This is a genomic window from Bacillus sp. JJ1566 (genome assembly GCF_036962685.1).
Classification (GTDB): Bacteria; Bacillota; Bacilli; order Bacillales; family Bacillaceae_L; genus Ferdinandcohnia.
Genome location: NZ_JBALOP010000006.1, coordinates 10,026 through 23,550, shown reverse-complemented (window position 1 = coordinate 23,550; position 13,525 = coordinate 10,026). Strand labels below are relative to the sequence as shown.

Annotated in this window: 7 protein-coding genes, 1 pseudogene and 2 riboswitches; of the genes and pseudogenes, 6 read left to right on the top strand and 2 right to left on the bottom strand. The window is 38.3% G+C overall.

Annotated features, from left to right (window positions below; all coding sequences use genetic code 11):
* Positions 1–449: pseudogene (locus tag V7112_RS04035) on the top strand (glucosaminidase domain-containing protein); the annotation flags it as partial.
* Positions 450–526: 77 nt separating this feature from the next.
* Here the strand turns inward: V7112_RS04035 and V7112_RS04030 are convergent.
* Positions 527–658 carry a hypothetical protein gene (locus V7112_RS04030; protein WP_262983948.1) on the bottom strand — a complete coding sequence of 44 codons (132 nt, stop codon included), beginning with the start codon at positions 656–658 and terminating at the stop codon, positions 527–529.
* 20 nt (positions 659–678) lie between these two features.
* Positions 679–763, bottom strand: a riboswitch (cyclic di-GMP riboswitch).
* 232 nt (positions 764–995) lie between these two features.
* Here V7112_RS04030 and V7112_RS04025 point away from each other — a divergent pair.
* Together V7112_RS04025 and V7112_RS04020 are read left to right on the top strand one after the other, a co-directional pair.
* Positions 996–2,789 (top strand): sugar phosphate nucleotidyltransferase, encoded by a 1,794-nt coding sequence (locus V7112_RS04025; protein WP_335415805.1) that lies wholly within the window; start codon positions 996–998, stop codon positions 2,787–2,789.
* Entirely contained in the window at positions 2,773–4,302 is a 1,530-nt protein-coding gene (locus tag V7112_RS04020) for a BCCT family transporter (protein ID WP_335415800.1), read from the top strand. Before V7112_RS04025 ends, V7112_RS04020 begins: the two co-directional genes overlap by 17 nt.
* 309 nt (positions 4,303–4,611) lie before the next feature.
* Positions 4,612–4,697: riboswitch (cyclic di-GMP riboswitch) on the top strand.
* Positions 4,698–5,060: 363 nt separating this feature from the next.
* Here the strand turns inward: V7112_RS04020 and V7112_RS04015 are convergent.
* The gene (locus V7112_RS04015) at positions 5,061–7,337 is read right to left on the bottom strand and encodes an N-acetylmuramoyl-L-alanine amidase (protein WP_335415797.1); all 2,277 of its coding nucleotides are present in this window, start codon (positions 7,335–7,337) and stop codon (positions 5,061–5,063) included.
* Between the two features lie 435 nt (positions 7,338–7,772).
* Here V7112_RS04015 and V7112_RS04010 point away from each other — a divergent pair, with 435 nt between their 5' ends.
* The 3 genes from V7112_RS04010 to V7112_RS04000 all read left to right on the top strand — a co-directional run.
* On the top strand, positions 7,773–8,633 hold the full coding sequence (locus V7112_RS04010) for an NlpC/P60 family protein (protein ID WP_335415794.1): 861 nt from the start codon (positions 7,773–7,775) through the stop codon (positions 8,631–8,633).
* A 174-nt stretch (positions 8,634–8,807) separates the two neighbouring features.
* Positions 8,808–9,431 (top strand): BsuPI-related putative proteinase inhibitor, encoded by a 624-nt coding sequence (locus tag V7112_RS04005; RefSeq protein WP_335415791.1) that lies wholly within the window; start codon positions 8,808–8,810, stop codon positions 9,429–9,431.
* A 234-nt stretch (positions 9,432–9,665) separates the two neighbouring features.
* The coding region (locus V7112_RS04000; RefSeq protein ID WP_335415788.1) for a S8 family serine peptidase at positions 9,666–13,525 on the top strand (3,860 nt) is incomplete at its 3' end.

The window sequence follows — 13,525 nt, the reverse complement described above, 5'->3', positions numbered from 1 at the left end:
AAGATGGAATCATGCAAACAGGCTGGGTTCATGACGGAGGCAAATGGTACTTATTAGACAGCACAGGTGCAATGCGAATCGGTTGGATAAAGGATAAGGAGCATTGGTATTACCTGGATACGAATGGCGTCATGCAAGCAGGATGGCTAAAAACCGGAGCAGACTGGTATTTCCTAGACTCTTCTGGTGCCATGCAAACAGGCTGGTTAAAAATCGGCTCAGACTGGTATTTCCTAGACTCATCTGGCGTGATGCAAACAGGCTGGCTAAAAACTGGGTCAGATTGGTATTTCCTAAACGCATCTGGCGTGATGCAAACGGGATGGTTAAAATCTGGCTCAGATTGGTATTTTCTAGACGCATCTGGCGTCATGCAAACAGGATGGATATTTGATAATAATGCTTGGTATTATCTTGATATGAGCGGTGTTTGGAGGTCAGTGTCCTAATCTCTCACCCTATGACCTGGATGATATCATAAGAAAGGGTCCAATAAGTAAAGAACTTATTGGACCCTTTTTACATGTTAAATCTGATTTGCAAGTATTGTTATTGCTGCACTTCCTAAAATCACTAGAGCTGGAAGAGAGATATATAAAAGAGTTCTGTTTCTCTTTCTTTTCCTCTCCATTTCTTCTGGCGTTATCCATGTACTCATGATTTGTTTACCTCCTCGTTTTCGGTAGCTGGCTGGCCTAGTTATAGAACTTTAGCCCCTATAGCTTTGCGTAGTCACCTTTCAGTGATTTTGCTATTCTCGTACGAATTTTTTCAAATCCTGTATTAATATCGTCGTATTTTGTCGAAAGTTTAATAGGTAAAAGGACCTAATTGGGACGGAGGGACAGGTTCCTTGTCCCAGGAAGAAATTGGTGGGACAAGGAACCTGTCCCCCTGTCCCATAATCAATTCATTCATTTTTTGAATAAAAAGTATTGAAAGTGGGCCAGAGATGGTGTAAATTTAAATAAAAATGTATCGAAGGGTGTCGAATTTTGAATATAGAACTATTAAAAATCTTAAGAGAATGTAATAAAAATAATCAATGTACACAACATGAGCTTGCAGAAAACTGCCACTTTACACTTAAAGTAACGAATAATTTAGTAAACACCCTCCTAGAAGAAGGGCTACTAAAAAATGCCGAAAACGGCTTTGAAGTAACGGAGGCAGGACAAATTTTACTTGAGGAACACCGTGTGGATAACGCGATTATTCTCGCTGCAGGCTTTGGTTCACGTTTCGTGCCAGTCACCTATGAAACCCCGAAAGGTTTGGTAGAGGTTTTCGGTGAGCGGATGATTGAGCGCCAAATTAAACAGCTGTTGGAAGCAGAAATCACTGACATTACTGTCGTTGTTGGCTATAAGAAGGAGAAATTCGAGTACCTTATCGAGAAGTATGGGGTTAAGCTTGTTTACAATGAAGAATATGACACTAAAAATAACCTTGCTACTGTGTATCATGTTCGTCATTTACTAAAAAATACTTACATCTTAACAAGTGACAACTATTTTACGAAAAATCTATATAACAAATATGAGTTTGAAGCTTGGTATTGTGCTGTAAAATCAGAAGGTTACACACCGGAATGGTGCTTGCAAATCGACGATAATAATCGTATTGTCGACGTGGAAATCGGCGGTACCGATATGTGGCATATGTACGGATCGGTGTTTTTCTCACAAGACTTTTCGGATACACTCGTTCCTCTTTTGGAAAAGGCCTACCACACACCTGGTACAGAGGACGATTATTGGGAACATGTCTTTATGAACAATCTCGAAAGCTTTGAAATGTACATCAATCCGCAAGGGCCGAATGTTGTCTATGAATTTGAAAGCCTTGAAGAACTTAGAGAATTTGATACAAGCTATCGTGAAAATTCGAAAAGTGAAACGATGTCATTATTGTCGTTCATTTTTAATATAAAAGAAGATGAAATCAAGAATATTAAGCCAATCAAAGTCGGCATGACCAATAATTCATTCCGTTTTTCAATAAGTGAAAAACAATACGTTTGTCGCATTCCTGGACAGGGGACAGAAAATCTCATCCATCGCAACGAGGAATACGAAAGCATTCAAGCAGTTCAGCCTTTAAGGATTACAGAAAACATCGTGTATATTGACCCGAAAACCGGTATAAAAATTTCTGAATACGAAACAGGATCAAGAAGTGCCGATGAACATAATGAAATTGAGCTGAGAAAGAGTATGAACCTATTAAGAGAGCTTCATACAAGTGGAATTGTTGTACCTCATCATTTCGACATTAAACAACAGATTTTATTTTACGAGGACCTCTGTAAAACGCATAAAGCGATTGTTTTTGAGGATTTTTCTGAGGTTCGTGCAAAAATGGATGACCTTCTAACTGTCCTTGAAAAAATGGATCTTCCATCTGTTTTTAGTCATATTGATGCACATGTGGATAATATCCTAGTTTTGCCGGATGGGAAACTTAAACTCATTGACTGGGAATACTCAGCAATGTGTGACCCAGTGATTGATCTTTCGATGTTTGCGCTCTACAGCAATTACAATCAAGAGCAGCTGGAAAACATTATGAACTATTATTTTGAAAATGGTCCATCAGATGAAGAACGCCTTAGAATTTATATGTATATATCACTTAGCGGTTTCTTATGGTCAATGTGGGCTCAATATAAACAAGCCTTAGGAGTGAAGTTTGGAGACTACACGCTTAAGATGTATCGTTATGCAAAAAACTATTATAAAAACAGCATGGAACTGATGGGAGAACGAAAGTATGAATCCACAAAATAAGAAACAAGAAATTGATTGGTTTTTAACACTTACACCGCTTGTTATTACGATCGTCTTAGCGCTTGTTCTATTTCTTTTTCCAAGTGCAAGCGGGAACGTAATCGAAATACTTCGAAGTATTTTAGTAGGGGAACTTGGCGCATTTTATTTAGTATTTGGACTGGCTGTATTTTTGATATCACTCTGGGTTGCTTTTTCCCGTTATGGTAGAATCAAGCTTGGTACCCTTGAAAAACCTAGATATAAGGGGCTTACTTGGGGAATCTTGATTTTTACCTCAACGATGGCTGCTGATATTTTATATTGGTCATTAATCGAGTGGGCCTATTATTTCGGTGCCAACCCGTTTGGAATTGAAGATTTAAGCTTAGCGCAGAGACAGGATTTTGCTTCTGCCTATCCTCTATTTCACTGGGGGCCAATCGCCTGGAGCTTTTATATCCTTCCTGCAGCTGCTTATGGGTATATGATGTTTGTTAAAAAACGGACTCGTCAAAGATTGTCAGAGGCTTGCCGTCCTGTAATCGGAAAGCATGCAGATGGCGTTTTGGGAAAAGCGATTGATATTTTCTCGATTATTGGTTTGCTTGGAGGGACAGCTACAACGTTCTCGTTAACAACTCCATTGCTTTCGAACGTCATTTCGAATTTATTTGGAATTCCTCAGGGTATCGGGTTAATGATTTTTATTTTAGTCATTATTGCTGTTATCTATACTACTGCTGTTACAATCGGGATGAAGGGGATTTCGAAGCTCGCAACTATATGTGTGGGCACATTTGTTGTGCTACTTGCGGTATTCCTTATCTTAGGACCAACGAAGTTTATCGTTGAAAGTGGAGTTACAGGAATAGGAAAAATGGTGAACGATTTCTTCAGTATGGCCACCTGGATGGACCCACTTCGCGTTTCTGGAGAAGGTGGTTCAGGATTCCCGCAGGACTGGACAGTCTTCTATTGGGCCTATTGGATTACATGGTTTGTCGCAACACCATTCTTTATCGGTAAGGTGTCAGAAGGAAGAACAATTAAAGAAACGATCGTAGGTGGGTATTCCTTTGGTTTGCTAGGAACATTTTCGTCATTTATTATATTCGGTAACTTTGGACTTTTCCACCAAACACATGGGAACGTAGACGCTGCGGGAATGCTTGCATCAGGAGCAACACCAGATGCAGTCATCCTTGAGATATTCAACCAACTTCCGATTCCGATGATTGGCCTCGCGATATTGGCCATTGCGATGATTGCTTTCTATGCAAGTACGTTTGATGCGTTAACTTATGTAGTAGCTGAATATTCATTGAAAAAATTAGAAATTGGCAAAGAACCACCTAAATTTTTAAAAGTATTCTGGTCATTAATCTTTATTATTTTACCGATTGCCCTGTTATTTAACGAATCAACCCTAACGATGCTACAGACGGTCGCCATCATCACGGCATTCCCACTAGCAATCATTATGGGAATCATTATTTACAGCTTCATCAAAGATCTGCGCACCCATCACTAGGGAACAGGTCGCTTGCTTTTATTTCAGTTAAACATGATAAAATAGTACGTGCTTCTATTGTAGATAGTAGTTTGTTATATGGAAACAAACATTCAACTTATCTGCAATAGGAGCACTTTTTGCATTCCTTAATTTGTCTACAAAACAATTCATTTACGATATGTGGAGGTTGGAAAATCGAATGGAGCTGTCTTACGCGTACCTCATTATGATCTAGCTTAAAGGTACAAATTATCGACAAAATAGGACAAAAGACCCTTTCAATCTATTAATATCTTATTTTATAGTAAATATGAAGCATACATAAATCGTACGAAAAGGCAAAATCATTGAAAGATGATGACGCAAAACTAGAGGGGCTACGGTCTTTTGGACTATGCCAGCCAGTTGCCGAACACGGGCTCTTTCGATTTATGTGATAAACCGAAAGGGGAATATGCATGAAAAAAGTCATTTACAAAGCAAAATACTATTGGCACAGCATTCAGTTTAACAAGAACCGAGCACTGTTAGAGGATTGCCTTTGTCAAGAGCTAAAAATCGATATTCAGTCAAAAATGCAGTACCATGAACGTGAAGCCATAAACTATATAACTAAACTTTAAGAAAAGTGCCCCTACCAACCCTTGGTGGGGGCACTTTCGTCCCGTTAGGTATCTTGCACCTTTGTACATGATACTGTTTGGGACAAGGGACCTGTCCCTCTGTCCCACCCTGATTTGCACAACAAAAAAGCGTGTGACTGAGTCACACGCCATTTAGAAAAACGCTAGTAGTCCGTTATAGATTCCCTTAATAAGTTTATCCTGGTAGCTACTGCTCAACATATTTGATCGTTCCGTGCTATTTGAGATGAATCCCAATTCTACTAATACAGCAGGTGCTTGGTTATTTCGAATGACAGCAAAGTTTGCATCCTTGACACCTCTGTTTACTGCACTTGTCGTGTTGATTAATGAGTTTTGAAGAGCGCTCGCAAGCTGTTTGCTTTCCTCTGGTAGAGCGCCCCCCACTGAATTCCAAAATGTTTCAAGTCCTGAAGCAGTACTACTTGCTGCTGAATTCGTGTGGATGCTAATAAAAGCGTCAGGCTTAATAGAATTCGAGATTTCTACTCGTTCTGATAGAGTTAAATACACATCCGTATTACGCGTCATATAGACAAGTGCTCCGTGCATTGTAAGGAAATCTCTTAATTGCAATCCAACATCTAATACAATATTTTTTTCGTAATACCCACCACCAACGGCGCCACTATCTCGGCCACCATGTCCTGGGTCAAGAACAATCACTTTGTTTTTTAACTCTGGGATTGCAATTGCCCCGGGGATCCAAACGCCATCGATACCCATCATGTATTCTTTGCCACCGACGGTTACCCATCCAACTTTCATGGCACCGCCTGCATCTAAATAATACCATTTACTGGATAGGGATAACCATCCTGTTTGCATAGCTCCTGAACCGTTTAGATAGTACCATGTACCACGATCTAAAATCCATCCTGTTTGCATGAAACCACTAGAGTTGAAATAATACCATTTGTTATTGTCTAAAGCCCACCCAGTAGCCATGGCACCATTTGCTTTTAAATAGTACCATTTATTGGATTGGGATAACCATCCTGTTTGCATAACGCCTGAACTGTCAAGAAAGTACCATGCGCCTCGATCTAGAACCCATCCTGTTTGCATGGCACCGCCTGAGTTAAAATAGTACCACTTGTTTTCATCTAAAGCCCATCCAGTCGCCATGGATCCATCGCTCTTTAAGTAGTACTTTTTATTCGAATCTAAAAACCATCCGGTTTTCATTGATAAATCTTGATCAAAATAGTACCACTTGTTTTCAATCCAAACCCAGCCTTGGGAGGCTGAACCGTTTTGATTAAAGTAATACTTTTTCCCGTCCATCGTCATCCATCCTGTTTGAAGAACACCGTTGCTATCAGCAAAATATGTTACATTATTGATAACCTGCCAACCCGTAAGAAGCTCACCGAGACTATTAAACAAGTACTTTTTATCACCAATTGTCGATACCCCTGTAGCAAGCTGACCATTTTCTAGAAAATAAAACTCTTCACCATCGATTGTCTGCATTCCAGAAAGGGCAACACCATTGGTATCGGCAAAATATTTTTTGCCGTCTGCTTCATACCAACCTGTTACTAGAGAGCCTTCTGTATTAAATATATAGTAGGTCCCATCGATATTCGTCACGCCAACAGCCATTTTTCCATTTTCATCAAAATATTGTTTTTTACCATCAGTTGTTTGCCAGCCGGAAGATATAACTCCTTCACTATTTGCATAATAGCTAGAGCCGTTTACGATTTGGTGTCCCGAAGAAAGAATCCCTTCATTATTAAACAGATACTTGAGTCCATCGATTTCGGTTACACCTATTGAAGCTGCACCACTGCTATTAAAATAATAGCGATTCTCATTCAGTGTCTGCCATCCTGTTACCATTTCTCCGCTAGAGTTGAGGAAATATTTAGAGTCCTTATCTGAAATCCATCCAGTGGCCATGGCCCCATTCGAAGCTAAATAAAACCAACTATTATTATCCTTTACCCACCCAGTGGCCATCGCACCACTTGAATAAAGGTAATACCATTTATTTTGAATCCATTTCCACCCTGTTTCCATAGCCCCATTCGAGGCTAAATGGTACCACTTGTTTTGGTCTTTTATCCATCCAGTGGCCATCGCTCCACTCGAATTTAAATAATACCAACTGTTTTTATCCTTTATCCAACCAGTCGCCATTGCTCCGTTTGACTTCAAGTAATACCAGGTCTGATTTTCTTTCAGCCAACCTTTCTGCATGACACCATTATTGTCCATATGGTACCATTCGTTGCCATCAAACACCCATCCGGTAGTAAGTGTATTTCCTTGATAATAGTACCAAGCCCCATTACTATACTTCCAATTTCCATATGATGCGGAAGCATTGGAAGTCTCAAACATAGCGAATACAACTAGGCATAATAACAGTATTGTTGTGATTTTTTTTGTAGTACTCACGTTTATCCCATCCTTACCTCATTGCTTTATCATCAATCATTGATGATTGGTAGTTTCCAAAATTTATAATAAATATTCATATCTATTAATATAACAAAAGTAGGACTAATGTAATAGAAGAAAATGAGTGAATTCTGAAGAAAGGTGTCGAATTCTGAAGTCTATCAAATAAAATTAAATCTATCATTCGGCATTTTTTGAAATTAAAAACAATTTCCGTGGAAATATTCCAAAAATCGCGTGTATGTTCAATTGGCTTCTTTATGAAAAAATGAACATATATTGTCGTTGTTCCTCTTATAGTAAAGAAAACCTTCGAAATCGGTCATTCGATGACATGTTTTTGTAATATTTTTAATCATCATGTAAAATCACTTTATGTTGAATTGTGGGATAATATAGAAAATAATGTATGGAATTTAAATGGAGGTTCTTATGAAGAAAGTCATTTTTACAAGTCTATTAATCTTTCTTATTATATTTAGTACTCTATTTAATGGAAATAAAACAAGTGCAGCATCCGAAACTATACCTTCGATTGCGAAAAAATTTATAGGTGTTCCCTACTTATGGGGAGGAACAACTGTAAATGGTTTTGACTGTTCCGGATTTATTGGATATGTATTTAAACAAAATGGAATTACATTACCGAGAACAACCTCGGATTTATATAATGGAGGGAAAAGCGTCTCAAGGGGAGAACTTATCCCGGGTGACATTGTATTCTTTACTACATATAAAGCAGGTGTTTCTCATGCAGGTATCTACTTAGGAAACGATGAGTTTATACATGCTTCGACTTCAAATGGTGTAACCATCGATACATTATCAAGTCGTTATTACGAGCCTAGATATGTTGGGGCAAAACGAGTAGCAAAGTCCGGGTGGGAATTCTCAGGTGGAAACTGGTATTACTATTCAAATGGCACATTAGCAACTGGCTGGGCATTGGATAATGGGACATGGTACTATTTAAATGCTAGCGGTGTTATGCAAAAAGGCTGGCTAAAAGAAAATGGCTACTGGTATTGGTTAAACCAGAATGGTTCAATGGCCAAGGGCTGGGCGTCTGTTGATGGCTCATGGTATTACTTAAGATCAAACGGACAAATGATAACCGGCTGGGTATTAGACAAAGGCAAATGGTATTATATGAGTAATAGTGGGGCTATGAAAACCGGTTGGATTTTGGACAAAGGAACATGGTATTACCTTTATAATGATGGATCCATGGCCGCGAATACAATCATAGATGGCTATAAAGTAGACAGCAACGGGGCTTGGATAAAAAAATAATATGTATAATTATAGAAGACTATCATTGGTTTCTGCCACTGATAGTCTTTATGTTTTTATAAGATAATGGTTTGCAAAGGGACATTTTAAAACAAAAAATTTCGACATTATTCCAAAGGAAAAGGAATTTATCAAATAGACACGAACTTATAGTAATGTTATTGAAGTTAGGAGGTGTACATCATAAGTAAAAAAATAATCCTTACTATGCTTATTGCAATAGCGTTTGTGACCAGTATCGGATTTTTTATTAATCAAAACAATGATAAACCCGATAAAAGCTCTGAACCTGAAAGTCAGGTCGCAAATGCGAACCCGGAAAATAATAACCTTATACAAGATAATCAATTTGATGATAATTCCAAAGGAGGACGTAGCGTGGAAAATAATAAACCACAAAAACGACAAGAACTTGACCCAGTTTCAAAGAAAGCGAAAAACAAATTACAAACTTTTCCGTTAGAATCAAGTCTTCAATTGATCTCTATTACAAATGGAAATGCTAATTTTAAGTTTGAGAGTAAAAATGTTGGCAAAGAAACCTTAACGATTCAATTTCCTACAAGTCAACGTTATGAATATGAGGTAATTAATAATACAGACGGTTCTATTAAAAGATTTTCGGATGGGAAATCGTTTTTACAAGTCATACATGAGGAGGTATTAGAAGCCAATCAGTCATTATCGTATGATATAAATCTAGCCAATCTTACTAGTGGAGATTATACTCTCTCAATGTGGCTAACGTTTGTGGGAGGTATCCAGACTAGATCAGTTATTAACTTTTCGATAGAGTAAAGTCGGGTGCTATATTAGTATATTTCCTTTGGCGAAATTTGTTGATAAATAATGGAAAAAAATAGCGATAATTGTTTGACTATTTGTTTTATTTTGACTAAACTGAAATAGTAATATATCAAAAAATTGGAAAGGAGTGTAGTATTTTATCTACTATTATTCTATTTTGTTTTTTTTTGTAAAAAATAGAATAACAGAAAATTCTATTACTCTATTAATGGGGGGAAATGTTGCGTGAAAAAGATTTTGTTACTAGTTGTTGCGTTTTTTATGCTATTTGCTAACACTGCAATGGCAGCGGCAGGTCCATTAAACAAGCCTGCTCGTGATAAAAACGTGACCGTGAAAGAATCATTTAGCGAAGAAGAAGCAGAGAATTTTGCACTTGACGAAAAGGTACGCGTTATCGTAGAGGTGGAAGGTGCACCGGCAATTGAATACGCAACCAAACAAGGTAAAAAATTTACTGAATTATCAGAAGTAAAACAAGCTGAACTTCAAAACAAGGCTTTATCAGCTCAAAAAGCTGTTAAAACCCAAATGAGTTCAAAGAAAGTTAATATGGAATTCAAAGAAAGCTTCACAACAACTTTGAATGGATTCTCAGGTGTTGTTGAATATGGCAAAATTGCTGCTATTGAAAAGCTTGATGGCGTTTCAAGAGTAACAATTGCTAATGAGTACAAGCGTCCTGAAGCTCAACCAGATATGAAGTACAGTAAGGAACTTGTTGAGGCTCAAAATGCTTGGAACGACTATGGTTATAAAGGTGAAGGAATGATTGTCGGTATCATCGATAGCGGAATCGATCCAACACATAAAGATATGGTCTTAACTGATGAATCATCTGCTGCTTTAACAAAGTCTGAAGTAGATGCATTCGTAACAGAAAACAATCTTCCAGGTAAATACTACTCTGCAAAAGTTCCTTATGGATATAACTATATGGATACAAATGCAGAAGTTAGGGACCTTGGACCTGGCGCATCCTTCCACGGTATGCACGTTGGTGGTACTGTTGCTGCAAACGGTGACGAAGAAAATGGTGGAATTAAAGGTGTTGCTCCTGAAGCACAAATTTTAGCCCTTAAGGTATTCGGTAACGACCCAGAAATGGGATCTACTTGGGGAGATATTTATATCAAAGCAATTGATGATTCTATCATCTTAGGTGCAGATGTAATTAACATGAGTTTAGGTTCAACTGCTTCATTTGTGAATGCAGATGACCCTGAGCAAACAGCAATTGCTAATGCGGTTGACAATGGCGTATTAATGTCAATCTCAGCTGGTAACTCAGCTCACTTAGGTAATGGATTCTATAATCCATATGCATCTAACCCTGATATTGGTGTAGTTGGTTCACCAGGTTTATCTACAGATTCATTACAAGTAGCTTCTCTTAACAATAGTTTCATGGATTTAGATGCTGCACAATCTACATTTGATGGAGTTGAGGGCGACCTACATCCATTCTTATCAGCAAGCTCTGTACATCCAAATAGTCTTGCTACAAAAACATTTGACTTAGTACATGTAGGCGGCAGCGGAATTGGTGTGGAAGACGACTGGAAAGACGCTGACTACACAGGTAAATTTGTTTTAGTTAAACGTGGTAATACATTTACTAATACTGCTTTTAACGCACAAAATGCTGGTGCTGCAGGTGTAATTGTGTACAACCACTCTGATGGATATGTAAGCATGCAATCAGATCCAGGAATTAAAATTCCACAACTATTTATGCTAAAGGTTGATGGTGACGCGTTAAAAGCTCAATTAGATTCAGGTGTAGCTGTTACTCTTACTTTTAACGGTGATGTAACAACTGCTCCAAATCCACTAGCTGGAAAAATGTCTGACTTTACATCATGGGGTGTAACGCCTAACCTTGATTTCAAACCTGAAATCACTGCTCCAGGTGGAAATATCTATTCTACATTTAATGATGATCAATATGGGGTAATGAGTGGTACATCCATGGCAGCTCCACATGTATCTGGTGGATCAGCTCTAGTACTTCAACGTGTGAAGGAAGATTTCGCTGAATTAACTGGACAAGCAAAAGTTGAATTTGCGAAAAACCTTCTAATGAATACGGCAAAACCTGTAATTGATAAAGGTACAATTCAAGGAATGTTCGGTTTTGAAAATCCATATTCTCCTCGCCGTCAAGGTGCTGGACTCATGCAATTACATGCGGCTCTAAGCACACCAGTTGTGGTTACTGAAACAACTTCTGGAATTGCTAAAGCAGCGCTTAAAGAGGTTGGTGACCAATTTAGCTTTACTTTAGAAGCTACTAACTTCTCTGACGAAGCTGTAACATATGATGTTGCTGCAAATGTTCAAACTGACCTAGCTCTTTTTGATGTACTTGGGTATGTTGATGATGAATTAGAAGCACAGGAACTAGTTGATGCAGATGTAACCATTAATGGTGGCGAAGCAACTATTGAAGTTCCAGCAAATGATTCAGTTACAATTGAAGTATCTGTTGATGTAACAAATGCAAAAGTACTTAGCAGAAATGCGGGTGCATATGTTGCACCAGAGACAGTATTCCCTAACGGATACTTTGTAGAAGGTTTTGTAACATTCACTAATGAAACTCAACCTGAGCTTTCAGTTCCTTACGTTGGTTTCAAAGGTGATTGGAACACAGCTCCAGTACTTGATGAGCTTGCATATGATGATGCAGAGGGTTCTTCATTCTATGAAGAAGCTGCAATGCTTTACCAAGCAGAGGATGGAAAATACTACTATCATGGACATAATCCATTTGCAGCAGAAGAAGATTATTATAAGAGATCATTAGATCGTATTGCGATTTCACCAAATGGTGACGGTGCGCAAGATAATATTCTTCCTATCTTGTCATTCCTGCGTAATGCGAAGGAAGTAAAATACAATGTTCTTGATGAAGAGGGCAAAGTATTACGTACAATTCGTTCCGAGCAAAATGTAAGAAAGCATTACTACGATGCTGGAAGTGGTGCTACGTACTCTATTAAATCTGCAAGCGCATGGGATGGAAAAGTTAAAAATAAAGTCGTAGCTGATGGTAATTATTTCTATGAGATTGCTTCAACAATTGACTATCCTGGAAAGGATGCTCAAAGCGTTAAAGTTGCAGTAGTAGTTGATACAGTTGCTCCAACTATCGAGGCTACTCGTGATGGAGATACAGTAAAAATTAATGCGGCAGACGATCGTTCTGGATTATCGTATATTGAAGTATTGGTAAACGGAAAATCAGAAGGTCTTATTACACCTGATACAACTGAACTAGACGTAACTGGTCTTGATAAGAATGCAGCGATTGGTTTAGTGGCAACTGACCTTGCAGGAAATAGCACTACTTTTGTAGTAGACCCTGAAGCTCCAGTTATCACAGTAACAACACCAGAAACTTTCTCTATTCACAATACTCGTGAGATAAAAGTTGCGGGTACTGTAACAGACAATGGAAAAGTTGAAAGCTTAACTGTTCAAGGTGAAGAAGTTGATTTAGTTTGGAATGAAGAAAAAGGCCACTATGATTTCGAAACGACTGTAACTTTTGAAAAGGATGGAGCACATCCAATACAACTTGTTGCAACTGACGAAGCTGGAAATGAAACTTCACTTTCAAATAGCCGTCTAATCTTTGTTGATACTACAGCTCCGGAATTAACGGTAGATGTACCGGAAACTGTGGCAAGCGATGTTGAGACAGTTGAATTAAAAGCAACTCTTTCTGACAATGCTGAAGAATTACGCTATTTCGTTGATGGAAATGAAGAGTTTTATCAAGAGTTACCAGGATACGATTTGAAACCATTTAGCCAAACAGTTACTACTGTTGTTTCATTACAACCTGGCGACAATACATTCTCCTTAGAATTGTATGACATAGCTGGTAACAAAACAACGAAGGAAGTAACAGTATTCCGTGGTGATGTTGAGCCAGAACCAACTCCTAAAAATGGTTGGGTAAATGAAAATGGTACTTGGTATTACTATACGGATGATGTGAAGAATACAGGCTGGTTCTACGATACTTCAGATAAGTCTTGGTACTTCCTGAAGTCAAACGGTGCAATGGCAACAGG

What these genes read in the sequence shown, in the direction of transcription:
- V7112_RS04010 (WP_335415794.1), top strand. Translation starts at nt 7,773, where the DNA reads ATGAAGAAAGTCATTTTTACAAGTCTATTAATCTTTCTTATTATATTT.
- V7112_RS04020 (WP_335415800.1), top strand. Translation starts at nt 2,773, where the DNA reads ATGAATCCACAAAATAAGAAACAAGAAATTGATTGGTTTTTAACACTT.
- V7112_RS04030 (WP_262983948.1), bottom strand. Translation starts at nt 658, where the DNA reads ATGAGTACATGGATAACGCCAGAAGAAATGGAGAGGAAAAGAAAGAGA.